The organism is Stenotrophomonas sp. INTA L402-1 (genome assembly GCF_059295135.1).
This window is the reverse complement of record NZ_JCAFWP010000001.1, coordinates 45,127-69,012: the sequence shown is the minus strand read 5'-3', so window position 1 is coordinate 69,012 and position 23,886 is coordinate 45,127. Positions and strand designations below refer to the sequence as shown.

The following is a 23,886-nucleotide window of genomic DNA, read 5'->3' as shown; positions in this document are numbered from 1 at the left end:
CAGCGCCGCGCCAGCGGCAGCAGCGTTGCGGGGTTTACGGTCCATCGCGACGCCACCGGGGGGCCGGCGGCGTACTGATCACGCCTTGGCCTGCTCCATCAGCACCACGAAGCGGTCGAACAGCGGACCGACATCGGTCGGGCCCGGCGACGCTTCCGGGTGGCCCTGGAACGAGAACGCCGGCACGTCGGTGCGGGCGACACCCTGGTTGGTGCCATCGAACAGCGAGCGGTGGGTCACGCGCAGGGTGGCCGGCAGGGTCGCTTCATCGATCGCGAAGCCGTGGTTCTGCGAGGTGATCATCACCCGGCCGCTGTCCAGGTCCTGCACCGGGTGGTTGGCACCGTGGTGGCCGTGGCCCATCTTCATGGTCTGCGCGCCCGAGGCCAGGCCCAGCAGCTGGTGGCCAAGGCAGATGCCAAAGGTCGGGATCTTCACGTCGATGAAGGTCTTGATCGCTTCGATGGCGTAGTCGCACGGTTCCGGGTCACCCGGGCCATTGGACAGGAACACGCCGTCCGGCTTCAGTGCCAGCACTTCGGCGGCCGGGGTCTGTGCCGGCACCACGGTCACTTCGCAGCCGCGCTCGGCCAGCATGCGCAGGATGTTGGTCTTCACGCCGAAGTCGTAGGCCACGACCTTGAACTTCGCCGGCACGCTGACGAAGGCGTTGGCGTCCAGGTCCAGCTGGCCCTCGGTCCAGGTGTAGGTCTTCTCGGTAGTGACGACCTTGGCCAGATCCATGCCCTTCAGCCCCGGGAACTTGCGGGCAGCTTCCAGTGCCTTTTCCACGTCGATGTCACCGGCCATCAGCGCACCGTTCTGCGCGCCCTTCTCGCGCAGGATGCGGGTCAGCTTGCGGGTGTCGATACCGGCGATGGCGACCACGCCGCGCTGGATCAGCCAGTCCTGCAGCGACACCTGGCTGCGCCAGTTGCTGGGACGGCGGGGAACATCGCGCACGATCAGGCCGGCCGACCACACCTTGGACGCTTCATTGTCTTGGTCGGTCATGCCGGTGTTACCGATATGCGGATAGGTCAGCGTGACCATCTGCCGGGCGTAGGACGGGTCGGTCAGCACTTCCTGGTAGCCGGTCATGGCGGTGTTGAACACCACCTCACCGACGGACAGGCCGGGCGCGCCTACGGATTCGCCCTCGAATACGGTGCCGTCTTCGAGGACGAGGATTGCGGCTTGGGTCACGGGAATCTCACTTTGGCTACCGAGGGGGCTGCCGAAGTCACGCCTGCGCTTCACGGAAATCCGGTTGCAAAAAAGCGCGGACGTGCGGTCTGGGACCGGTCCGGCTTTCGTGATTCGGCGAGTGCGAATTGTAGCGCTGCCGGGGCGCTCGCGCCAGCGGTTATCGCACTTCATGAACAGGCGATTGCGCATTCATTTCAATCCGGCGGCGTATGCGGGGTCCGCCGCCAGATCGTGCCGGCCGCTGGCCGGCAATCTCCACGCCATCGGGCGCCTGTAATGCCGGCCGCTGGCCGGCAATCCCCACGCCTTCGGGCGCCCGCAAGCTGCCGGCCAGCGGCCGGCACTACCGCCTTACTGCAGCAGGTCCCGCACCCGGTAGCTGCCCGGGGCGCGGCCCTGCAGCTGGCGGGCGGCAAACAGGGCGCCGCGGGCGAAGATGTCGCGGTTGGTGGCCCGGTGCACCAGCTCGATGCGCTCACCCAGGCCGGTGAACTGCACCAGATGCTCGCCGACGATGTCACCGGCACGCAGGCTGGCGTAATGCGGCTCCGCCCCACCCCGCTGCGCGGCCACGCCCAGGGTCAGCGCGGTACCCGACGGCGCGTCCTTCTTCTGCGTGTGGTGCGATTCGACGATGTCACAGTCCCAGCCGGCCAGCGCCTGCGCCGCGCGCTCGACCAGCTCGTCCAGTACCGCCACGCCCAGGCTGAAATTCGACGCCCAGACCAGCGGGATGGACGCCGCCGCGGCCTCCAGCGCCTGCCGCTGTGTGCTGGAGATGCCAGTAGTGCCCGAGACCAGGCCCGCACCCCGCTCCACGCATAGCGCCAGCATCGGGTCGAAGCCCTCCGGCAGGCTGAAGTCGATCGCCACATCGAACACCGGCGCGCCAGGCAGTTCGCTGGCGCCGAAGAACGGCACGCCGTCGACCACGCGCTGGGTCGGCGCACGGCCGGTTACCGCAGCCACGATCTGCAGGGTTTCGGGATGTTCGGCGGCCAGCCGCAGCAGGGCCTGGCCCATGCGCCCGGAGGCACCGTGAATGAGCAATCGCAGGGGAGTCTGGTTCATGCCTGCAGGCTAGCGGCAGCACGCCCGCTCCGGCAAGCGCCATCGCTGCTACGCTGCATGCCCTTTCATGCAATGGATGGCAGCTCCTTCATGCAGATCAGCGAACAGCTGGTGCTGGTCACTGGCGCCGGCCGCGGCCTTGGCAAGCACATCGCCCGCGCCTTCGCCGCCCAGGGCGCCCGCGTCATCATCAACTACCACCGCAGCGAAGCCGCCGCACGTACGCTGGCCACTGAGCTGGGCGGACAGGCGATCGCGCTGCCGGCCGACGTCACCGACCGCGCCCAGGTGGATGCGATGCTGCAGCACGCGCTGGCCCACTTCGGCCAAGGTGTCACCACCGTGGTCAACAACGCGCTGGCCGCTTTCTCGTTCAATGGCGATGCCCGCGACGCCGCCGCCGACATCGGCTGGCCGGCCTTCCAGGCGCAGTTCGAGGGCAGCGTGCGTGGCGCGCTGAACACCGTGCAGGCCGCCCTGCCCGGCATGCAGGCCCGCCGCTTCGGCCGCGTGATCAACATCGGCACCAACCTGTTCCAGAACCCGGTGGTGCCCTACCACGACTACACCGCCGCCAAGGCCGCACTGCTGTCGCTGACCCGCACACTGGCCGGCGACCTCGGCCCGCACGGCATCACCGTCAACATGCTGTCCGGCGGCCTGCTGCGCACCACCGATGCCAGTTCCGCCACGCCCGAAGCGGTGTTCGACTACATCGCCGCCAACACCCCGCTGCGCAGCGTCATCACCCCGGCCGAATTCGCCGATGCCGCGCTGTTCTTCGCCAGCCCGTGGTCACGCGCGGTGACCGGCCAGAACCTGGTGGTGGATGGCGGACTGGTGCGGGACTGAGCCGATGCGCATCTCCGAGGTAAGCCGCCTGACCGGTGCCAGCGCCAAGGCCATCCGACTGTACGAGGCGCGCGGCCTGCTGCCGCCGGTGCCACGACCGAACCGCTACCGCGACTACAGCGAACAGGACGTGGCCTGGGTGCAGCTGATCCGCCAGGCGCTGGGGCTGGGTATCACGCTGGCGGCAATCTCGCGCCTGCAGGGCCGCGACGGGCGGCTCGACTGGCAGGCAGTGCTGACCCTGCTTGAGCAGCAGCGCAGCCGCATTGCCAGCGAGCGGGCACGGCTGGCGCAGGTCGAGCTCGACCTGCAGCAGGTCAGCGACGAACTGCAGCAGTGGCTGCTCTCCGGCAGCAATGACTGCGTGCTGGAACCCAGCGGCTGCACGACCCAGGCTTGACTCTGCCCTTGGGGCAGACCGCAGCCTCGCGCACTTTCCATTGCCCGAGGTTGCCGTGTCCCGTTCCATCCTGATCCTGCTCGGCCATCCCGACCGCGACAGCCTGTGCGGCGCCCTCGCCCAGCGCTATGCCACCGCCGCCGAGAACGCCGGTCATCGGGTGCGACTGATCGCACTGGGCGACCTTGAGTTCGATCCGGTGCTGCGGCATGGCTATCGCCAGATCCAGCCACTGGAAGCCGATCTGCAGGACGCCGCCGATGCGATCGAGGCCTGCGATCACCTAGTGCTGGTCTACCCGACCTGGTGGGGTGCGATGCCGGCGTTGTTGAAGGGCTTCTTCGATCGCGCGCTGCTGCCGGGGTACGCCTTCCGCTACCGGCGCGATTCGGTGTGGTGGGACCGGCTGCTGGCCGGGCGCAGCGCGCGGGTGATCACCACGCTGGATACGCCGCCCTGGTACTACCGCTGGATCTACCGCGACCCGGGCATCACCCAGATCCGCGCCACCATTCTGGAATTCTGCGGCATCCGCCCGGTGCGGGTCAGCCGTCTCGGTGCGGTGCGCAGCAGTACCCCAGCACAACGCAGCAAGTGGCTGGCGTTGGCAGCAGAGCTGGGTTCACGCGCCAGGTAGATCCACGCCATGCGTGGATGAAATGCCGGCCACATTCCATGTGTCGCGTTTGCCAATTGACCGCCAGGCACCGTGCCTCAAGGCTGTGGGCACTTCTTACGGCCCAGGCAAAGCCCATGAAATCCTCGACTGTCTTCAGCAAGTGCGCCAGGAAGGCCGGCTTTTCCGGCACGTCGACGACCCGCTACCGCTTGCTGGATGCCGCCCTGCTTGTCGTGAATCACCAACGCGCCAGCGAAAGCCGGGGCTTCTATGTGAATGCCGGGCTCTACTTTCCAGAACTGCTCGCGTATCCCCTCGCGCCTGACGACCTTGAAACCGCCTTCAGATACCGCTCCAGCATTCCCACGCCTCATGTCGACTGGCGGATCGAAGAGACGCCCGGCCTGCGCCGGGCTTTTATCCAGCAGGATCTGGATGATCTGCTGGAGGCCGGCAATCGCGATGGGATGAAATGCCTGCTGCTCGGTGCCCTTGCCGACGTGGCGGGCTTCGCGGCAACCCATGGAAACCGCGAGTCGGTGCGGCGATTGAATCAGGACGGGAACTTCCGCGCGCTCATCCGCAGAGAGGTCTAGCAGATCCACGCCATGCGTGGATGGACTCCAGGAGTGTGCGGACCAAGGTTCGCACCTACCAGGACACATTCAGTGCTGTTTGGGCGGCGTCGGCCCGCAGCTGTCGCAACCGCCACAGGCGCCACCGCCTCCGCTCACCGGCGGTGCGATCTTCCGCCCCAGCGCCTGCAGCCAGGCAGCGCGGCCCGGCTTCAGCAGGGCCAGCGCCAGCGCCCCGCGCAGCTTGCGCACGGTGCCGGGGAACTGCTTCTTCAGCACCACCCAGGCACTGACCAGCACGGCCACCGCGATGATCAGGTACTGCAGCAGCAGTCCGCGGTCCATCAGCCGCCCCCCAGCGCCTTGGTCACCTGGTAGGTGATCAGCGCCGCCACGTAGGCCGCAGCAAACAGGTAGAACGCCGAGAAGGCCATCGTCTTCCACGAATTGGTCTCGCGCTTGATGGTGGCCAGCGTCGAGATGCACATCGGGGCGTAGATGTACCAGACCAGCAGCGACAGCGCGGTGGCCAGCGACCAGCCGTCGCTGATCAGCGGGGTCAGCGCCTGGCTGGCGGCATCGTCATCGGCTGCGGACAGCGCGTACACGGTCGCCAGCGAGGACACCGCCACTTCGCGCGCGGCCAGGCCCGGAATCAGCGCAATGCAGATCTGCCAGTTGAAGCCCAGCGGCGCGAAGAACACCGCCATCGCATGGCCGATCTGGCCCGCATAGCTGTAATCGATGGCCGGCATGGTGGCGCCGGCCGGAGCCGCCGGGAACGACAGCAGCACCCACAGCAGGATGGTCAGCGCCAGGATGATGCCGCCGACGCGCTTGAGGAAGATCATGCCGCGCTCGTACAGGCCCACCGCCAGGTCGCGCACATGCGGCAGGCGGTACGACGGCAGCTCCAGCATCAGCGGGTGCTCGCTCTTGTCGCGGCGCCACTTCTTCATGATCCACGACATCGCCAGTGCACTGAGAATGCCGGCCGCATACAGGCCGAACAGCACCAGGCCCTGCTGGTTGAACACGCCCCACACCGTCTTCTGCGGGATGAACGCACCGATCAGCAGCGCGTACACCGGCAGGCGTGCCGAGCAGGTCATCAGCGGCGCCACCAGGATCGTGGCCAGGCGGTCACGCGGGTCCTGGATGCTGCGCGTGGACATGATGCCCGGCACCGCGCAGGCGAAGCTGGACAGCAGCGGGATGAACGAGCGGCCAGACAGGCCGGCGGCGGCCATCATGCGGTCGAGCAGGAACGCCGCACGCGGCAGGTAGCCGGATTCCTCCAGCACCAGGATGAAGAAGAACAGGATCAAGATCTGCGGCAGGAACACCACCACGCCACCCACACCGGCGATGATGCCGTCAGTCAGCAGGCTGGCCAGCGGGCCTTCCGGCAGCACGCTGCCGACGAAGGCACCAAGCCAGGCGAAACCGGCCTCGATGCCGTCCATCAACGGTGTCGCCCAAGCATACACCGCCTGGAAGATCAGGAACATCACCACCGCCAGGCTGATCAGGCCGAACATCGGGTGCAGCAGCCAGCGGTCCAGCGCGTCGTCGACTTTGGCGGTCCGTGCCGGCATGCGCACGGCCACCGACAGGATCTCGCGCACCTTGGCGTGGTAGTCGATGCCACCTTCCGGGCCCGGCACCGGCGCATCCAGGTGCGGCACCATCGCATCGAGGCGCTCGACCAGGGCCTTGGCGCCCTGCTTGCGCACCGCCACGGTTTCCACCACCGGCACGCCCAGCTCGCGCTCCAGCGCGGCCACGTCCACCTGGATGCCACGGCGCTGGGCCGCATCAACCATGTTCAGCGCAACCACCATCGGCTTGCCCAGCTCGCGCAGTTCCAGCGCGAAGCGCAGGTGCAGGCGCAGGTTGGTGGCGTCGATCACGCACAGCAGCACGTCCGGTGCAGCCTCGCCCGGGTAGAAGCCCCGGCACAGGTCACGGGTGATCGCCTCGTCCAGGCTGGCCGGGTGCAGGCTGTAGGCACCGGGCAGATCGAGTACGGCGAACTCGCGACCGGACGGCGCGCGCAGGCGGCCTTCCTTGCGCTCGACGGTGACGCCGGTGTAGTTGGCAACCTTCTGGCGGCTGCCGGTCAGCTGGTTGAACAGCGCGGTCTTGCCACTGTTGGGGTTACCGACCAGCGCAATGCGCAGGGGCGCGGTAGAAGTTGCAGCGGTCATGCGCGACGCTCCTGGCGGTTGGCGTCGACCACGACGCGCTTGGCTTCACTGATACGCAGCGCAAACCGGGTGAACCCCACCTGCACCAGCAGCGGCTCGCCACCGACCGGGCCCTTGGCCACCAGGCGCACTTCCTCGCCCTTCACGAAACCCAGCTCGCGCAGGCGACGGGCGATGGCATCGTTGGCATGGAGGTCCTGCACGGACTCGACCACGGCCGAGGCGTGCAGCGGCAGTTCGGACAGCGTCATCTAGCGCATTCTCTGCTGGATGTAAATGGTTCTCGATTCTAACATTCCCGCGTCGCGTCATGGCCCATGACCAATGGCCCGCTATGATCCATACAGGTATGGAGTGACCCTGGAATCCCATGAACGATGCTTTGCAGATCGAGCGCAGCGGCGCCGTCCTCACCCTCTGGCTGAACCGGCCGGAGCTGCACAATGCCTTTGACGCCGGCTTGATAGCGCGGCTGACCGCCGCCCTCGAAGCCGCCGGACGCGACGACGCGGTGCGCGCGGTAGTGGTGGCCGGCCACGGCGCCTCCTTCTCGGCCGGCGCCGACATGCAGTGGATGCGTGGCATGGCCGCCGCCAGCGAGGCCGACAACCGCGAGGACTCGCTGGCCCTGGCGCGGCTGATGCGCACCCTGGACGAGCTGCCCAAGCCGACCCTGGCCCGGGTCCACGGCGCGGCCTTCGGTGGCGGCGTCGGCCTGGTCGCCTGCTGCGACATCGCCATCGCCAGCACCGCGGCCCGCTTCGGCCTGACCGAAAGCCGCCTCGGCCTGCTGCCGGCGGTGATCTCGCCCTACGTGATCGAGGCCATCGGCCCGCGCCAGGCCCGTCGCTGGTTCGCCACCGGCGAGCATTTCGACGCCGAGACTGCGCTGCGCATCGGCCTGGTCCACCAGCTGGTCGAGCCGGAACGCCTGGACGAGGCCATGCAGCGCCAGCTGGCCCTGCTCGACAAGGCCGGCCCGATCGCTTCTTCCAGCGCCAAGCAGCTGGTGCGGCAGGTGCGTGACAGCCATGACCGCGATGCCCTGGATCGCGATAATGCCGCCCTGATCGCGCGCCTGCGGGTGTCCGCCGAGGGCCAGGAAGGCCTGGGCGCCTTCCTCGACAAGCGCGCGCCCCACTGGGTCACGGAAGCCTGAACATGCTCGATCATCTTGGTTTGACCAGCGCCGACCTGGCGCGCAGCAAGACCTTCTTCCTGCAGGCGCTGGCGCCGCTGCAGATCGGCGTGGTGATGGAAGTCACCGCCGAACAGACCGGCGCGCACGACCACATCGGCTTCGGCAGCGAGGGCAAGCCGTTCTTCTGGCTCGGCAATGGCGGCACCGCCAGCCACGGTGTGCACGTGGCCTTCGCCTGCGCCAGCCGCACCCAGGTGGACGCCTTCCATGCCGCTGCCCTCGCCGCCGGCGGTCGCGACAACGGCGCGCCGGGCCTGCGCCCGTGGTACCACCCCGACTACTACGGCGCCTTCGTGCTCGACCCGGATGGCAACAACATCGAGGCGGTCTGCCACCGCCCCTCCGACGAGGTGGCCGCATGAGCGACTACGTCCGTATCGTCGAGGTCGGCCCGCGTGACGGCCTGCAGAACGAAAAGCAGTCGGTGTCCACCGCCGACAAGATCGAACTGATCAACCGCCTGTCGGCCACCGGCCTGCGCAGCATCGAGGCGACCAGCTTCGTCAGCCCGAAGTGGATCCCGCAGCTGGCCGATGCCGCCGAGGTCTACGCCGGCATCCAGCGTCGGCCCGGCATCCACTACCCGGTGCTGATGCCGAACGAACAGGGCTACGACCGCGCCCGTGCGGTGGGCGTGGAGGAAGTGGCGGTGTTCACCGCCGCTTCGGAGGCGTTCAACCGCACCAACACCAATGCAGGCATCGACGAATCGCTGGCCCGGTTCGAGCCGATCCTGCGCCGCGCCGCCGCCGATGGCGTGCGCGTGCGCGGCTATGTCTCCACCGTGCTCGGCTGCCCCTACCAGGGCGAGGTGCCACTGGCCGACGTGGTGCGTGTGGCGCGTGCCCTGCACCAGATGGGCTGTTACGAAATCTCGCTGGGCGACACCATCGGCGTCGGCACCCCGCGCAAGGCACGGGCGATGCTGCAGGCGGTTGCTGCCGAGATTCCGATGGAGGCACTGGCCGTGCACTTCCACGACACCTATGGCCAGGCCATCGCCAATATCGCCACCTGCCTGGAAGAAGGCGTGCGCGTGGTCGACAGCGCGGTGTCCGGTGCCGGTGGCTGCCCGTATGCCAAGGGCGCCAGCGGCAACGTCGCCAGCGAGGATGTGGTCTACCTGCTGCAGGGCCTGGGCCTGGACAGCGGCGTGGACCTGCCGGCACTGGCCGAGACCGGCCGCTGGCTGGCCGGCCTGCTCGGCCGCGCCACTGCCAGCCGCACCGGCCAGGCACTGGCCGCCGCCGGCTGACCGTTGCGCTGCGCCGCCCCGCAAAGGCGGCGCAGTGCACAACAGCGGCGGTCGCGGCTTCCGTTAGAATCGGCGGTTCTCGAACCTGCAGGACCGTTCAATGCAGCTGTCTTCCGTACGTGCCGTGATCACTGGCGGCGTTTCCGGCCTCGGCCTTGCCGTGGCCCAGCACCTCGTCGCCCAGGGCGGCAAGGTGGCCCTGTTCGACCTCAACGACGACAAGGGTGCAGCCGCCGTTGCCGGGCTGGGTGCCGACAAGGCCCGCTATTTCAACGTCAACGTCAGCGATGAAGCGGCCGTTTCGGCAGCCATCGACCAGGCCCACGAGTTCCTCGGTGGCCTGAACGTGGCGATGAACTGCGCCGGCATCCTCGGCGCCGGCCGCGTGCTGGGCAAAGAAGGGCCGATGCCGCTGGCCGGCTTCCAGGGCACGGTGATGGTCAACCTGGTCGGCAGCTTCAACGTTGCAAAGGCCGCGGCCAACCGCATGCAGCACAACGAAGCCGGCACCGACGGCGAGCGCGGCGTGATCATCAATACCGCCAGCATCGCCGCCTACGAAGGCCAGATCGGCCAGGCCGCGTATGCCGCCAGCAAGGGCGGCGTGGTGTCGATGACGCTGCCGATGGCGCGCGAACTGTCGCGCTTCGGCATCCGCGTCAATACGATTGCTCCAGGCGTGTTCTGGACGCCGATGGTCGACGGCATGCCCGAGGCGGTGCAGCAGTCACTGGCCGCGTCGATCCCGTTCCCGTCACGCCTGGGCAAGCCGGAAGACTTCGCCAGCCTGGTTGGCTTCATCCTCGGCAACACCTACCTCAATGGCGAGACCATCCGCCTGGACGGCGCTACCCGCCTCGCTCCGAAGTGATTCCCCCCGGGCGCCGGGACGGCGCCCTCCCCCAACGACCTAGATCACCATGAAAGCCAACGACATCAAGAAGGGCAACGTCGTCGAGTACAACAACGGCGTGTACCAGATCCGCGACATCGAGCGCAGCTCGCCGCAGGGTCGCGGCGGCAACGTCCGCTTCCGCTTCATCATGTACAGCGTGCCGGGCGGCAACAAGCTCGACGCCAGCTTCGATGCCGACGACAACCTGGTCGAAGTCGAACTGCTGCGCCGCCAGTCCACCTATTCGTACAAGGACGGCGATGCCTTCGTGTTCCTCGATGACGAGGACTACACCCCGTACACCCTGGACGCGGACGTGATCGGCGACGACGCCGGCTACATCACCGACGGCCTGACCGGCATCTACGTGCAGGTGATCGACGAGCAGCCGGTGGCGATCCAGCTGCCGGCCTCGGTGGTGCTGGAAGTGATCGAGACGCCGCCGGAACTGAAGGGCGGCACCGCCACCAAGCGCCCGAAGCCGGCCAAGCTCAACACCGGCATCGAAATCATGGTGCCGGAGTACATCGTCAACGGCGAGCGCGTGCTGGTGAACACCGCCACCGGCGAATTCGCTGGCCGTGCCGACTAAGCGCCTTGCGCTGATCGGTTGCCTGTCCCTGCTTGCGGCATGTTCGCCGCAGGCAGCGGACAATGCTGCCGACGCCACGCCAGCCGAACCGGCCGTGACCGCCGCACCAGCGGTGGAGGCACCGGCCGCCGTGGAGGCCACCGCCGAAGCGGAGCCCGCTACCGAGCAGCCCTCGGGCGATGAGGACCTGGACAAGGTACGTGCAGCCGCAGGCTGTCCGGTCCCGGAGGATGTGTATGACGTCGACGACGTGCGCATCTACTGCGCGATGCCGGCCGACGTGCAGGCCTTCCTCGCGCGCGAGAACACCTGCCAGCATTTCGCCGGCGAAGAGCCGTACGACGACGAGCGTCGCCGTGAACTGGAAGAGGCCAGCGCCAAATACTGCGAAGGCCGCGAGAAGAACTTCACCGATCTGGTCGCGCGCTATCGCGGTGACTGCGCTGTCCGCGCAGCGCTGATCGGGATCAACGGTCGCTATGACCTGGACTTCGATCTCGACCTGAAGCCCTGCGGGGGCTGATCGATGCACGCCGGGCATGGCCCGGCGTCACCGATCCGCGGAATCGGGCGTTACTTCGCGCCGAAATTGCCGCAGCCGTGGTACTGGCGGGTGCCGATGGTCAGGTTCACCTTGGCCTCGAACGCCTCACCACTCATGTCGTCCTGGCAGGTGGTGCGCTGGAAGCTGAGCTTGACATCGGTACCGTCGGACGCCTTGCCACTCCATCCGTCGGCCCCCTCGGTGGGCTTGGCCACATCGAAGCGGCGCTCGCCGTAATCGACTTCCACCTGCAGGCCCGGCGCATCGCCGTCAACGACTGCAAGCCAGCCGGGTTCATTGCCGGTGGCACGGAACGCGGCATTGCCGGCGCTGCCATCGCCTTCGGTGGCTTCGACCGCATGGCACTCGCGATCGGCCTCGCCCTTCAGGCTCAACAGGCCGTCATCGCTGCCCTTGGTCCAGAAGCTGTTGCCCTGGCCATCGCCATACTTCGCGCCCGACGCCGCACGCTCGGAGGTCATGGCGAAGGTACGTTCGCCGATCACTACCGTCGCCGCATCCTCGCCATTGAAGGTCGCGCGCACGTTCAGATCACCACACCGGTACATGGTCTCGCTGCCGGTACCGGCGCCGGTGCTGGCAGCCGGTTCGGGCGCGGCCGGCGGCGCGGCATCAGTGCCGCCCGCAGCGGGTGGCTGTGCCGGCTGGCACGCGGCCAGGACCAACCCGAGGGAGGCTGCCAATAGACTGGGGACTACACGCATGGCTCGACTCCTTGTCGACACTACAGAGATCTTCGACCCTACCACCTGCCGGTGAGCGGGGCCTGAAAGCGGCCTGACCGCGTTCATGCGGCCAGTACCGCCATCGACAGCCGCTGCGCGCCGCTGTCGCCGGAACTGCAGGTCCAGACCCGCAGCAGGCGCAGTTTCAGCTCGCGCTCCTGGCCCTGCCCGCGCACCGACAAGCGCACGTCGCTGGACAACAATGCCAGGCGTCCGCACAGCAGCGTTTCCACCGCGTACGATTGCAGGCTGCTCACCCGCAGGTTCCCGGCCAGCCAGTCGCCCAGCCAGGGCAGATCGAGCATGCGCCCGCCCTGCCCGTCCATCATGAACAAGGCCGGCGATACCAGCGCGGTCAGCGCATCGTGGTCGTCATCCAGCAATGCCTGCCGCAGGCGCTGTTCCAGCGCTGCCAGCTGCCGCTCATGCAGGTCTTCAACGATGTCCCGTTCCATCCACGGATCCTTCCGGCATCGGCCGGCGCCTGCGCAGGCGTTGCGCGATCCACTGCCGCGCGCCCTGCACTACTACATAGAAGACCGGCACGAAGAACACCGCCAGCACGGTCGCACTGACCATGCCGCCGAACACGCCGGTTCCGATCGCCTGCTGGGTTTCCTTCGATGCGCCCTGCGCCAGCATCAGCGGCACCACGCCCAGCGCGAACGCCAGCGAGGTCATCACGATCGGCCGCAGGCGCAGCCGTGCCGCCTCCAGCGCCGCTTCCACCAGGCCCCGGCCCTGCTGCTGCAGCTGGCGTGCGAACTCGACGATGAGGATCGCGTTCTTCGCCGACAGCCCGATCACCGTGATCATGCCGACCTTGAAGAACACGTCGTTGGGCATGCCGCGCAACAACACGGCGGCGACCGCGCCGAGCAGGCCCAGCGGCACCACCAGCATCACCGCCAGCGGAATCGACCAGCTCTCGTACAGCGCCGCCAGCACCAGGAACACCACCAGCATCGACAGCAGCAAAAGCCACGGCGCCTGCGCACCGGATTCGCGCTCCTGCAGCGACTGGCTGGTCCATTGCAGGGCGAAGCCGGACGGCAGCTTCTCCGCCAACCGCTCCATCTCCGCCATCGCCTGGCCGGTCGAAACACCGGATGCCGGTGCGCCAGACAGGTTCAGCGCCGGGAAACCGAGATAGCGTTGCAGCTGCAGCGGCGCCTCGGTCCAGTGCGGGGTCACCAGCTCGGACAACGCCACCATGCCGCCTTCGCTGTTGCGAACGTACAGCTTCAGCACGTCCTCCAGTTCCATCCGGTGGGGTGCATCGGCCTGCAGGATCACCTGCTGCAACCGGCCCTTGTTGGGGAAGTCATTGACGTACTGCGAGCCCATCGCAGCCGACAGCGTGCTGCTGATGTGTTCGAAGCCCACGCCCATCGCCTCGGCCTTGGCCCGGTCGATGTCCAGCCGCACGCTGGTGCCGGCCGGCAGGCCATCGGCATGCACTTCCGATAGCAGCGGGCTGGCCTCGGCCAGCTTCAGCAGCTGCTGCAGGGCGGCGCGCAGTTCGGCCTGGCTCTGCCCGGTACGCGCCTGCAGGGCGAGCGAGAACCCGGACGAACGGCCCAGGCTGTCGATCGCCGGCGGCATCACGCTCATCACCTCGCCCTCGGCAATCGTGGCCATCGCCTTCTGCGCGGCCTCCACTTCGCCGGCTGCGGTGGCCCCTGCACGCTCGCCCCAGTCCTTGAGCATGGTGTAGGTCAGCGCCGCACTCGGACCGGAGCCAGAGAAGCTGTAGCCAAGGATCGACTGGTTGGAGCCGATGCCCGGGCGTGACGCCACATGCCGCTCGTAGGCCTCGACCACGGCCAGCGTGCGCTCGGCCGTGGCTTCGGCAGGCAGCTGGATCGAGGTCATGAAATAGCCCTGGTCTTCTTCCGGCAGGAACGCACCCGGCAACCAGTGCAGTCCCAGCAGCAGCGCCACCACCAGTGCGGCGAACACGCCCATCACCCGCCCACTGCGCTGCAGCACCGAGGCCACGCCACGCTGGTAGCGCCCGGTCATCGTCTCGAAGCCACGATTGAAGGCACCGAACAGCCCGCCACGACCATGGTGTCCATGGCTATTCGGGCGCAGCAGGGTCGCGCACAGCGCCGGCGTCAGGCTCAATGCCAGCAGCGCCGAGAACAGGATCGACACCGCCATCGCCACGGTGAACTGGCGGTAGATCGCGCCCACCGAGCCGCTGGCCAACGCCATCGGAATGAACACGGCGGTCAGCACCAGGGTGATGCCGATCACCGCACCGGTCAGCTCGCGCATCGCCTTGATGGTGGCCTCGCGCGGCGGCAGTCCTTCCTCGGCCATGATCCGTTCCACGCCCTCGACCACCACGATGGCGTCGTCGACGATGATGCCGATCGCCAGCACCATGCCGAACATGGTCAGCACGTTGATCGAGAAGCCCAGTGCCAGCATCACCGCGAAGGTGCCGAGCAGCGCGATCGGTGCGACCAGCGCCGGAATCAGCGTGTAGCGCCAGTTCTGCAGGAACAGGTACATCACCGCGAACACCAGCAGCATGGCCTCCAGCAGCGTCTGCACCACCTTCTGGATCGAGATCTTCACGAACGGTGCGGTGTCGAACGGAATGCTCGACTCCACGCCGCGCGGCAGCAGCGGCGCCAGTTCGGCCATGCGCTCGCGTACCGCCGACGCGGTGCGCACTGCGTTCGCGCCAGGACGCAACTGCACCCCGGCGGCGGTCGCTGGGTGGCCATCCTCACGGGTGCCCCACGCATAGCTCTGCGCGCCCAGTTCGACGCGGGCGACATCGCCCAGCACCACCCGTGAACCGTCTGCCCCGGCGCGCAGCACGATGGCTGCGAACTGCTCCGGCGTGGACAGCTGCCCATCGGCGCTGAGCGGCACGGTGATGCGCTGGCCCGGAACACCCGGCGAATCACCGATGCGTCCCGGCGAGATCTCCAGGTTCTGCTGCTCGATGGCGGTGGCCACGTCGCCCATGGTCAGGCCGTAGCCGGTCAACCGGGTCGGGTCCAGCCAAACGCGCATCGCCTGTTCGGCACCGAACAGCTGCACGCGGCCGACGCCATCGATGCGGCGCAGCTCTTCGATGATGTTGCGCGCCATGAAATCGCCCAGCGCGGCTTCGCTGACGCTGGCATCCGGCGAACGCAGGCCGACCAGCATCAGGAAGCCGGAATCGGCGGCCTCCACGAACAGGCCGTTCTGGCGCACGCTGCGCGGCAGGCGCGGCTCGATCGCCTTGATCCGGTTCTGCACGTCCACCTGCGCCAGCTCCGGGTTGGTACCGGGCTTGAAGGTCGCAGTGATCGACGCTTCGCCGGAGGTGTCCACCGACGATTCAAAGTACAGCAGGTGCTTGACGCTGGACAGCTCGCGCTCGATCAGCCCGACCACCGCATCATTCAGCGTCTGCGGGCTGGCACCCGGGTAGCTGGCATAGATGCTGACACTGGGCGGCGCGACCGCCGGATAGCGCTCCACGGCCAAGCGCGGAATCGCCAGTACGCCGGCCAGGATGATGAAGATCGCCAGCACCCAGGCGAACACCGGGCGATCGATGAAGAAACGTGCCATGTTGGATTTTCCTGGAGGGGCTGGCCCGGGAAAGGCTCAGCCCTTGCTGCCGGCCTGCACCGCGCCGGCGCTGGCGACCGGCACCTGCCAGTCGCGCGCATCGACCACCACGCCTTCCTGCAGGCGTTCCTGGCCCTCGACCACCACCTTTTCGCCCGCCTTCAGACCGGTGCGCACCAGCCACTGGCGATCAACGCTGCCGTCGACCTCCAGCGTGCGGATCACCGCCTTGCCATCGCCACCGATCACCCAGGCATAAGCCTGGCCACCGGCGCTGCGCAGCACGGCCTGCTGCGGCACGGTCAGCGCACTGGCCGGTGCACCCCGCGGCACTTTCGCGCGCACATACATGCCGGGCAGCAGCTGGCGCTGCGGGTTGTCGACCAGGATGCGGAGGATCACATCACCGGTACGCGCATCGACGTTGATGCCGGAGAACAGCATCTGGCCACGCTCGGACAGCGGCTTGCCGGCGGCACCGATGATCGTCACCGGCAGCTCGCCACCACCGGCAGCACTGCGCTGCAGCGATTCCAGCTGGGCCGCCGGCTGGCGCACATCGACGTAGACCTGGTCGATCTGCTGTACCACCGCCATCGGCTCGGCATCGGCCACGCCGACCAGTGCACCTTCGGTCACCAGCGCCTGGTCGATGCGGCCGGCAATCGGCGCGCTGACCGTGGCATAGCGCAGGTCGAGCTGGCGACGGGCCAGGATCGCGCGCGCTTCATTCACCGCGGCACGGGCCTGTTCGTACTCGGCACTGGCATCGTCGCGATGCTGCTGGCTGACGGCCTGTGCCGCGGCCAGTGCATGCAGGCGCTGCGACTGCACGCGACTGCGGCCCAGGGCGGCCTCACTGCGCTGCAGCGCGGCCAGTGCCGAATCGACATCGGCACGGAAGGCCGCCGGATCGATCTGGAACAGGGCCTGGCCGGCGTCTACTTCCGCGCCCTGGTCAAACAGCCGGCGCTGCACGATGCCACCCACCTGCGCTCGGATCTGCGCGGTGCGCACGGCGGCCACGCGGCCAGGCAGTTCGTCGTCACGCTGCACCACCTGCGGGCCGACGGTAACCACGCTCACGCGGGGTGCGGCTTCGGGCGTGGCTTCGGGGGTGGAGCAGGCCGTCATGGCCAGGGCGAGGGCCGCGATCAACGCGACCGGAGTCCTGAAGGTTCTCATTGCTGTGCACAATGCCGCGCGGGCGGCTGATAGGTTCTGAAGAACCCAGTGTGCGTGGCGATGATGGGGTTTCGATGGAGGAACTGTGGAGATACGATGGAGGCAAGCACCTTAAGGCCCCGCCCCTGCATGCATGCCGCCCCTGCCCTCGCCGCCCTCGTCCTGATCGTCGAGGATGAGGCCGAGATCGCCGACATTCTTACCGCCTATCTGGAACGCGAAGGACTGCGTACGCTGCGCGCCGCCGACGGCCACAGCGCACTGGACCTGCATCGCAGCGCCCGCCCCGACCTGGTCCTGCTCGACGTGCAGCTGCCGCGGCTGGATGGCTGGAGCGTGCTGACCCAGCTGCGCCAGCGCGGCGAGACGCCCGTGATCATGCTGACCGCACTGGACCAGGACCTGGACAAGCTGACCGCACTGCGCATGGGCGCTGATGACTACGTGGTCAAACCATTCAATCCGGCCGAAGTGGCGGCGCGCGTGCGCGCCGTGCTGCGGCGTACGTTGCGCGCCTCGCGCGTGGACGCCCCGACCGCGCTGCGGGCGGGCCCGCTGCTGATCGACTCGGCCACCCACGCCGTACACGTGGAAGGCGAAGGCTACAGCCACGAAGTGCTGCTCACGCTCACCGAGTTCAAGCTGCTGCACTGCATGGCGCTGGCGCCGACCCGCATCTTCAGCCGCAGTGAACTGATGCACGAATGCCTGCCGGAAAGCGAGGCGCTGGAGCGCACGGTCGACAGCCATGTCAGCAAGCTGCGCCGCAAGCTGGATGAAGTGGGCATGGTCAATGTGCCGGCCAGCGTGCGTGGCGTCGGCTACCGGTTGATGGCCGACCGCTGATGGCCCGCCTGCGCCGCTCCGGGCTCAGCCGCCACATCATCGTCTCGATGTCGCTGATGGTGATCGGCGTCATCGTGATGATGATCCTGTCATCGTGGCTGCTGTATGCGGTCCTGGTCGAATTCTTCCCCGGCACTACCGAGGAGCCGGAAAGCTGGCTGCCGACCGGCCCTGAACTGGCATGGATGGTCGGCGTGATCCTGACCGGCCTGGCGCTGGCCATCGCCGCCTCGTTCCGTCTTGCCCATCGCATCCTGTCGCCGTTGAATTCACTGGTGGACAGCGTGCGCGCGCTCGCGGGCGGCGACCTCGGTGCTCGTGCCAGCGTCGAGGAAAACTCGCCGGGCGAAGTGGCCACCTTGGTCGAGGACTTCAATGCCATGGCGCGGCGGCTGCAGCACGTGGAGAGCGAGCGTGCGATGTGGCATGCAGCCATCGCCCATGAACTGCGGACGCCGGTGACGATCCTGCGCGGCCGCCTGCAGGGCCTGGCCGAGGGCGTCTTCCAGCCGGACGAATCACAGTTCCGCAGCCTGCTCGCCCAGGTCGAGGGCCTGTCACGACTGATCGAGGATCTGCGCGTGCTGAGCCTGTCCGACAATGCGCGGCTGGACGTGCGCCGCGCACGTACCGACGTGGTGGCCGAAGTGCATTCGGTGATGACCCTGGTCGATCCCCAGTTCCGCGCCGCCGGCTTCGTGCTGGAGCTGGAAACCAGCCGCGAAGAACACAACGCGCACTGCGACCCGACCCGCCTGCGCCAGGCGCTGCTGGCGCTGCTGGAGAACGCGCGCCGCTATGCCAGCCCGGGCAAGGTGCGGATTGCCGTGCATGACACACCGGGCCATGTGCAGGTAGCGATCGAGGATGAGGGCCCGGGCATCGACCCTGAGCTGCACGCCGACATCTTCTCTCCGTTCATGCGTGCCGACGGTTCGCGTTCGCGCCAGGGTGGCGGTAGCGGGCTCGGCCTGGCGGTGGTCAAGGCCATCGCCGACGCGCACGGCGGCCGCGTCTACTGCACGGCGGGCAACGCTGGTGGCAGCCGTTTCGTTATCGAGCTGCCGCGCCAATAGCCGGCGTGGCTGCCTGTTCCCGCAGACGGGCACCGAGCGCAGCGAGGTTGGCGTCGATCGCATCCATTTCGTTGCGCTGCTTCTCCGGCAGCTGCTGACGCAGCTGTACGCGCAGCGCCTGCCAGGCCGGCACCGCCTGTGCGCTGGCGGTGGCAACCGCTTCGGCCAGCACCGCCTGCTCATCGGCCAGCGGCAACCCGTAGCCGTCGTCCGCCAGCAGCGTACCCGGGCGCAGCCATTGCCCACCCTGCTCCAGCAACTGGCGCAGGCCCCGGGTCTCGGCACTGTCCGGTGCGGCCAGCAGGCGCCGTTTCAGCATATCGCGCGCGCGCAGCTCGGCGCGGCGTTGCGCAGCCTGTTCCAGCAGCAGCAGGCCGGCGCTTGCGCGCAGGTCGCCCTGCAGCAACCACAGCGCACGCTGCTGTGCGGGCAGCTTCAACCAGCCGCGTACGTCGCGTGCGGGCAATGCCAGCTGGGCTGCCGCCACGCCGAACAACTGCTGGTAGTGATCGCGTGCCGAGGCGAAGTAGTAACCCTGCGCCTGTGCCGAATCGCGATCAGCCAGCACCTGCTCATCCAGTACCTGCAGCCGCGACAGCCGACGCTTCAAACCACGCGGACTCAGCTGGGCCAGCCCGGCCTCCCCCAGCCGAGGCACACCCGCCTGCAGCAGCTTGGCGGTTTCCACCGCGCAGTTGTTGCTGACGAAGTAATAGCGCCCGTCATAGCTCCAGTGCACCTGCGCAGTGCGCTCGAGCAGGCTGGCGATCTCGCCGGGCGACAACTGCAACGGCAGCGACTGCAACCCGCGCAGTTCCACCTTGGTGTACTCGTCCACTACCTGCTGCAGCGGCAGCACGAACAGTCGCGACGGGTAGCCACCGGTAAGGCCACGCCAGTTGGAAATCTGCACGTCACCAACGAAGGCACGGAACGAAAGCACACGGTGGTATTCCAGGTCCAGGCGACAGTCCGGCCCCGGCGCACGGCCCGGCCGGCAGATCACCAGCCGGAGCATGCTGTGGCCCCAGCGGCTCATCGGCTGCGCGCTGCCTTCGGCAAACAGGTAATCCACCGCGTAGACACGTGCCGGGTCGAGGTGCAGCAACGACGCCGCGCCCTCTTCCGATTCAGCCTGCAGCAAGGGCAGCGTGGTCGCGCAGTGCGACTGCGGCAGCGATGGCGGGGTTCCGAAATGGGCCTGATACCACTGCGCCAGTGCCGGGCGCCGGCAGGCAAACTCGCTGTCGAGCACGAAATGCTCGGCGTTCACTGCCAGGTACTCGGCCGGATCTTTCAGTTCATAGGCATCCGGACTGCGGTCACGGAAGTCGTTGTCGCCACGGCCGAGATGCCAGGGCTTGCGCTGCCACCCGGCCAGATCACGCCAGCGCACACTGCGCGACCAGTTCGCCCCCGTACGGTCCGCAACATGGGTCAGTTCGTGTACCAGCGCGCTGCGTCGCGCACGCCGGGCGCCGGGCATGCTGTCATCCAGCAGATCGCGGCGCAACGTGATGCGGCCGGCGAAGGCGCGGCCATGCACCTCGGCGGGAAGGCCATCACTCCAGCGCACCTGCACCTGCGCCGGCAGGGCGCGCAGCAGGCCATCTGGCAACAATGACTGCACGTCGGCCAGGGTCTGCGTCGCTACCTGCTGCTGTGCAGGGCTCAACCCCGCAGGATCGAGCTGCAGGCGATCAGCCGCGTGCGCGGCATGAGCGATCAGCAGTAGAGCCACGCCGTGCGTGGCTGCGTTCCGTGCAGATGTCATGGCGTTGCCGGCCGGCGGCCGGCACTACCCGAAGGCGGGATCAACGCGCCAGCAGCGCGCGGGCCAGTTCCAGGTCGCTCTGTTGCTGCGCGGCAGTGCTCTGCTCACGCAGGTGGACCAGCGCGGCTTGCAGGCGGGCACCACGGATCTGGCCATCGCTTGCGACGAACGCAGCGGCATCGTCGCGTGCAGCCAGTACCACCTTGTCATCGCCCGAGCTGCTGCCCGAGGAACCGGAGGAAGCACCCGTGGCCGAACCGGCCGACGTGCCGGCGAAGCTGGAAGCGAAGCCGGCCAGCGGCAGGGACAGCAGGGCGAGCAGCAGAAGCGGACGGGTCATCGGTTCGAAGCCGGTTGTTAGGAAGCGTGGAGCGTAACGGGTGCGTGAAGGATTTGCCCGGCTCAAACGTCGAACAGCTTGCCGGGATTCAGCCGCGCTTGGGGATCGAACGCGCGTTTGACCGCCTTCATCAGGGCGATCTCGGCCGGGCCGCGGGTGCTGTCCAGGTAGCCCTTCTTGACCAGACCGATGCCGTGCTCGGCCGAGATGCTGCCGTCGAAGCGGGCCAGCACCTGCGCCAGCAGCTTGGTTACGTGCTCGCATTGCGCCACGAAATCAGCGTCACTGGTGTCGTCCGGCTTGAGCACGTTGATGTGCAGATTGCCGTCGCCGATGTGGCCGAACCACACCACATCGAAATGCGGGTAGGCCTGCCCGATCAGCGCCTGGGTCTCGGCCAGGAACGCCGGCATCGACGAGATCCGCACCGAAACATCGTTCTTGTAGGGCTTGTAACGGGCAAGCGACTCAGTGATGCCTTCGCGCAGGCGCCACAGCTGCGCGGCCTGCGCGTCGCTGGCACTGATCACGCCATCGCTGACCCAGCCATTGCCCATGCAGTCCTCGAACGCGGCCATCGCAGCCGCTTCCTGGGCCTCGTCGCCGGCCGCGAACTCGGTCACCACGTAATACGGGTGCACTTCGTCGAACGGCGCCTGCGCGCCATGCGCCAGCACGTGCTCCAGCGCCCGGTCGGTGAAGAATTCGAAGGCCTGCAGCTGCAGGCGCGCGCGGAACGCGGCGAATACCTGCATCAGCACCTCGAAGCTGGGTACGGCCAGCAGCATCACATTGCTGGCCGGCGGCGGATCGGTCAATTTCACCGTGGCTTCGACGATCACGCCCAGCGTGCCCTCCGAGCCGATCAGCAGCTGGCGGAAGTCGTAGCCGCTGGAGTTCTTGATCAGGCCCTTGTTGAGCTCCAGCAACTCGCCATCAGCCGTGACCACTTTCAGCCCGGCGATCCACTCGCGGGTGTTGCCGTAGCGGATCACGCGGATGCCACCGGCATTGGTAGCGATGTTGCCGCCGATCGAGCAGGACCCGCGCGCAGCGAAATCCACCGGGTAGATCAGGCCGTGGTCCAGCGCGGCGTTGTGCACGGCCTCCAGTGGCATGCCGGCCTGCACCACCAGGGTGCGATCGACCGCGTCGTAGGCCAGCGCCTTGTTCATCCGTTCCAGGCTGAGCACCAGCTCGCCGTTGGCGGCCACCGCGCCACCCGAGAGGCCGGTGCGGCCACCGGACGGCACCACGGCCACGCCCTCGCCTGCACTCCAACGCATCACCGCCTGCACTTCCTCGACCGTGGCCGGCAGTGCGATCGCCAGCGGCGCCGGCGTCCAGCGCCGGGTCCAGTCGCGCCCGTAATGCTCCAGGTCGGCCGGGTCGGTCTTCAGCTTCAGGCCGGGACAGGCCTGCTGCAGCGAGGCAATGCGGGAATCGGTCATGACAGTCCAGCGCGGTGCGTGAAGAACGGGCAAGCGTGCCAGCGGCACGCGCCAGCGTCCAGCCCCGCAGCCGTGCAGATAGCTACGGATGCAACCAATTGCGCACTGCACCATGGTCGCTGCGATCTGGCATAGTGGTCAGCCCCTGTCCCACTGGCCGTGTCGCCCCATGTCGCCGAAGAAGACCTCGTTCCCGAAGCAGGATATCCGCGTGCTGTTGCTGGAGGGGGTCAGCCAGACCGCCGTGGAGGTATTCAGCGCCGCCGGCTACAGCCAGATCGAAGCGCACACCAAGGCGCTGCCCGAGGACGAACTGAAGGCGCGCATCGCCGAGGCGCACATCGTCGGCATCCGTTCGCGCACCCAGCTCAGCGCCGAAGTGCTGGCCGAGGCCAAGCGCCTGATCGCGGTGGGCTGCTTCTGCATCGGCACCAACCAGGTCGACCTGGACGCGGCCGAGCTGGCCGGCATCCCGGTGTTCAACGCGCCCTACTCCAACACCCGCAGCGTGGCCGAGCTGGTCATCGCCGAAGCGATCATGCTGACCCGTGGCATTCCGCAGAAGAACGCTGAATGCCATCGCGGCGGCTGGTCGAAGTCGGCCAGCGGCAGCCATGAAGTGCGCGGCAAGACGCTGGGCATCATCGGTTACGGCCACATCGGCACCCAGGTCGGCGTGCTGGCCGAATCGCTGGGCATGCAGGTGATCTTCCACGACGTGGAAACCAAGCTGGCACTGGGCAATGCCCGTGCAGCGGCCAGCCTGGACGACCTGCTGGCACGCGCCGACATCGTCACCCTGCACGTGCCGGAGACCCCGTCCACGCAGTGGATGATCGGCAGCACCGAGCTGGCGAAGATGCGCAAGGGCGCGCACCTGATCAACGCCGCACGCGGTACCGTGGTCGACATCGATGCGCTGGACGCGGCACTGGCCAGCGGCCACGTCGGCGGCGCCGCGCTGGACGTGTTCCCGGTCGAACCGAAGGGCAATGGCGATATCTTCGAATCGCCGCTGACCCGCCACGACAACGTGATCCTGACCCCGCACGTGGGCGGCAGCACGCTGGAGGCGCAGGACAACATCGGCGTTGAAGTGGCCGCCAAGCTGGTGCGCTACAGCGACAACGGCAGCACCCTGTCGGCGGTCAATTTCCCGGAAGTGACCCTGCCCGAGCACGCCGACAGCCTGCGCCTGCTGCACATCCACCAGAACGTGCCGGGCGTGCTGTCCAAGGTCAACGAGATCTTCTCGCGCCACAACGTCAACATCGACGGCCAGTTCCTGCGCACCGACCCGAAGGTGGGCTACGTGGTGATCGACATCACCGCCAGCGAGGAACAAGCCGCCGCCGTGCGCGACGAGCTGGCCGCGATTCCGGGCACGCTGCGCACGCGCATCCTGTACTGAAAAAAAGGGGACGGAGGGGATTAAGTCGTTTATGCCGCATGTGCCGCAA

Annotated in this window: 25 protein-coding genes; 13 read left to right on the top strand and 12 right to left on the bottom strand. The window is 67.8% G+C overall.

Annotation, left to right across the window (positions count from 1 at the left end):
* Window positions 1-78: 78 nt before the first annotated feature.
* Together carA and dapB are read right to left on the bottom strand one after the other, a co-directional pair.
* Window positions 79-1,206, bottom strand: coding sequence for a glutamine-hydrolyzing carbamoyl-phosphate synthase small subunit (gene carA, locus AC5O77_RS00310; RefSeq protein ID WP_042358678.1), 1,128 nt, complete (start codon window positions 1,204-1,206; stop codon window positions 79-81).
* 354 nt (window positions 1,207-1,560) lie between these two features.
* Window positions 1,561-2,280 (bottom strand): 4-hydroxy-tetrahydrodipicolinate reductase, encoded by a 720-nt coding sequence (gene dapB / locus AC5O77_RS00305; protein WP_478057256.1) that lies wholly within the window; start codon window positions 2,278-2,280, stop codon window positions 1,561-1,563.
* A gap of 90 nt (window positions 2,281-2,370) precedes the next feature.
* On the opposite strand from dapB, the gene AC5O77_RS00300 reads away from it, so the two are divergent.
* The 4 genes from AC5O77_RS00300 to AC5O77_RS00285 all read left to right on the top strand — a co-directional run bounded on the left by AC5O77_RS00300 (window position 2,371) and on the right by AC5O77_RS00285 (window position 4,747).
* Window positions 2,371-3,132, top strand: coding sequence for a 3-oxoacyl-ACP reductase (locus AC5O77_RS00300; RefSeq protein WP_494506301.1), 762 nt, complete (start codon window positions 2,371-2,373; stop codon window positions 3,130-3,132).
* Window positions 3,133-3,136: 4 nt separating this feature from the next.
* Entirely contained in the window at window positions 3,137-3,532 is a 396-nt protein-coding gene (locus AC5O77_RS00295; protein ID WP_494506300.1) for a MerR family transcriptional regulator, read from the top strand.
* A gap of 55 nt (window positions 3,533-3,587) precedes the next feature.
* Window positions 3,588-4,169, top strand: a complete 582-nt coding sequence (locus AC5O77_RS00290; RefSeq protein WP_134952024.1) for an NAD(P)H-dependent oxidoreductase — start codon at window positions 3,588-3,590, stop codon at window positions 4,167-4,169.
* 116 nt (window positions 4,170-4,285) lie between these two features.
* On the top strand, window positions 4,286-4,747 hold the full coding sequence (locus tag AC5O77_RS00285; RefSeq protein WP_423162811.1) for a DUF4304 domain-containing protein: 462 nt from the start codon (window positions 4,286-4,288) through the stop codon (window positions 4,745-4,747).
* Window positions 4,748-4,816: 69 nt separating this feature from the next.
* Here AC5O77_RS00285 and AC5O77_RS00280 read toward each other — a convergent pair whose 3' ends face one another.
* From AC5O77_RS00280 to AC5O77_RS00270, 3 genes are read right to left on the bottom strand one after another with little or no spacing between them, the layout of a single operon-like run.
* Window positions 4,817-5,071 (bottom strand): DUF6587 family protein, encoded by a 255-nt coding sequence (locus tag AC5O77_RS00280; RefSeq protein WP_049400125.1) that lies wholly within the window; start codon window positions 5,069-5,071, stop codon window positions 4,817-4,819.
* The gene (gene feoB / locus AC5O77_RS00275) at window positions 5,071-6,936 is read right to left on the bottom strand and encodes a ferrous iron transporter B (protein WP_494506299.1); all 1,866 of its coding nucleotides are present in this window, start codon (window positions 6,934-6,936) and stop codon (window positions 5,071-5,073) included. The genes AC5O77_RS00280 and feoB overlap by 1 nt, the downstream gene beginning before the upstream one ends.
* Window positions 6,933-7,187: a FeoA family protein gene (locus AC5O77_RS00270; protein WP_032128790.1), complete on the bottom strand. Its 255-nt coding sequence runs from the start codon at window positions 7,185-7,187 to the stop codon at window positions 6,933-6,935. Before AC5O77_RS00270 ends, feoB begins: the two co-directional genes overlap by 4 nt.
* Window positions 7,188-7,306: 119 nt before the next feature.
* Here AC5O77_RS00270 and AC5O77_RS00265 point away from each other — a divergent pair, with 119 nt between their 5' ends.
* The 6 genes from AC5O77_RS00265 (at window position 7,307) to AC5O77_RS00240 (ending at window position 11,402) form a co-directional block, all read left to right on the top strand.
* Entirely contained in the window at window positions 7,307-8,095 is a 789-nt protein-coding gene (locus AC5O77_RS00265; protein ID WP_494506298.1) for an enoyl-CoA hydratase-related protein, read from the top strand.
* A gap of 2 nt (window positions 8,096-8,097) precedes the next feature.
* The gene (locus AC5O77_RS00260; RefSeq protein WP_121503172.1) at window positions 8,098-8,499 is read left to right on the top strand and encodes a VOC family protein; all 402 of its coding nucleotides are present in this window, start codon (window positions 8,098-8,100) and stop codon (window positions 8,497-8,499) included.
* The gene (locus AC5O77_RS00255) at window positions 8,496-9,392 is read left to right on the top strand and encodes a hydroxymethylglutaryl-CoA lyase (RefSeq protein WP_494506297.1); all 897 of its coding nucleotides are present in this window, start codon (window positions 8,496-8,498) and stop codon (window positions 9,390-9,392) included. The genes AC5O77_RS00260 and AC5O77_RS00255 overlap by 4 nt, the downstream gene beginning before the upstream one ends.
* Before the next feature lie 100 nt (window positions 9,393-9,492).
* A complete protein-coding gene (locus AC5O77_RS00250; RefSeq protein ID WP_132810025.1) occupies window positions 9,493-10,263 on the top strand; it encodes an SDR family oxidoreductase in 771 nt (256 codons plus the stop codon).
* 49 nt (window positions 10,264-10,312) lie between these two features.
* Window positions 10,313-10,879, top strand: a complete 567-nt coding sequence (gene yeiP, locus AC5O77_RS00245; protein WP_005409468.1) for an elongation factor P-like protein YeiP — start codon at window positions 10,313-10,315, stop codon at window positions 10,877-10,879.
* Window positions 10,869-11,402: a hypothetical protein gene (locus tag AC5O77_RS00240; RefSeq protein ID WP_494506296.1), complete on the top strand. Its 534-nt coding sequence runs from the start codon at window positions 10,869-10,871 to the stop codon at window positions 11,400-11,402. Before yeiP ends, AC5O77_RS00240 begins: the two co-directional genes overlap by 11 nt.
* A gap of 50 nt (window positions 11,403-11,452) precedes the next feature.
* Here AC5O77_RS00240 and AC5O77_RS00235 read toward each other — a convergent pair whose 3' ends face one another.
* From AC5O77_RS00235 to AC5O77_RS00220, 4 genes are all read right to left on the bottom strand, one after another.
* Window positions 11,453-12,148, bottom strand: a complete 696-nt coding sequence (locus AC5O77_RS00235; protein ID WP_494506295.1) for a COG3650 family protein — start codon at window positions 12,146-12,148, stop codon at window positions 11,453-11,455.
* Between the two features lie 83 nt (window positions 12,149-12,231).
* Window positions 12,232-12,624 carry a nuclear transport factor 2 family protein gene (locus AC5O77_RS00230; protein WP_494506294.1) on the bottom strand — a complete coding sequence of 131 codons (393 nt, stop codon included), beginning with the start codon at window positions 12,622-12,624 and terminating at the stop codon, window positions 12,232-12,234.
* The gene (locus tag AC5O77_RS00225; RefSeq protein ID WP_494506293.1) at window positions 12,605-15,754 is read right to left on the bottom strand and encodes a multidrug efflux RND transporter permease subunit; all 3,150 of its coding nucleotides are present in this window, start codon (window positions 15,752-15,754) and stop codon (window positions 12,605-12,607) included. Before AC5O77_RS00225 ends, AC5O77_RS00230 begins: the two co-directional genes overlap by 20 nt.
* A gap of 36 nt (window positions 15,755-15,790) precedes the next feature.
* Window positions 15,791-16,939 carry an efflux RND transporter periplasmic adaptor subunit gene (locus AC5O77_RS00220; protein ID WP_032128781.1) on the bottom strand — a complete coding sequence of 383 codons (1,149 nt, stop codon included), beginning with the start codon at window positions 16,937-16,939 and terminating at the stop codon, window positions 15,791-15,793.
* A 129-nt stretch (window positions 16,940-17,068) separates the two neighbouring features.
* Here AC5O77_RS00220 and AC5O77_RS00215 point away from each other — a divergent pair, with 129 nt between their 5' ends.
* Window positions 17,069-17,785 (top strand): response regulator, encoded by a 717-nt coding sequence (locus tag AC5O77_RS00215; RefSeq protein WP_020424480.1) that lies wholly within the window; start codon window positions 17,069-17,071, stop codon window positions 17,783-17,785.
* On the top strand, window positions 17,785-18,861 hold the full coding sequence (locus tag AC5O77_RS00210; RefSeq protein WP_032128780.1) for an ATP-binding protein: 1,077 nt from the start codon (window positions 17,785-17,787) through the stop codon (window positions 18,859-18,861). Before AC5O77_RS00215 ends, AC5O77_RS00210 begins: the two co-directional genes overlap by 1 nt.
* Here the strand turns inward: AC5O77_RS00210 and AC5O77_RS00205 are convergent.
* From AC5O77_RS00205 to AC5O77_RS00195, 3 genes are all read right to left on the bottom strand, one after another.
* Window positions 18,839-20,635 (bottom strand): DUF7844 domain-containing protein, encoded by a 1,797-nt coding sequence (locus AC5O77_RS00205; protein ID WP_494506292.1) that lies wholly within the window; start codon window positions 20,633-20,635, stop codon window positions 18,839-18,841. The genes AC5O77_RS00210 and AC5O77_RS00205 overlap by 23 nt on opposite strands.
* 40 nt (window positions 20,636-20,675) lie before the next feature.
* Window positions 20,676-20,975: a DUF2388 domain-containing protein gene (locus AC5O77_RS00200; RefSeq protein ID WP_014037036.1), complete on the bottom strand. Its 300-nt coding sequence runs from the start codon at window positions 20,973-20,975 to the stop codon at window positions 20,676-20,678.
* A 62-nt stretch (window positions 20,976-21,037) separates the two neighbouring features.
* The gene (locus AC5O77_RS00195) at window positions 21,038-22,426 is read right to left on the bottom strand and encodes an FAD-binding oxidoreductase (protein ID WP_032128778.1); all 1,389 of its coding nucleotides are present in this window, start codon (window positions 22,424-22,426) and stop codon (window positions 21,038-21,040) included.
* Between the two features lie 169 nt (window positions 22,427-22,595).
* Here AC5O77_RS00195 and serA point away from each other — a divergent pair, with 169 nt between their 5' ends.
* Entirely contained in the window at window positions 22,596-23,837 is a 1,242-nt protein-coding gene (gene serA, locus AC5O77_RS00190) for a phosphoglycerate dehydrogenase (RefSeq protein WP_014037034.1), read from the top strand.
* Window positions 23,838-23,886 lie beyond the last annotated feature (49 nt).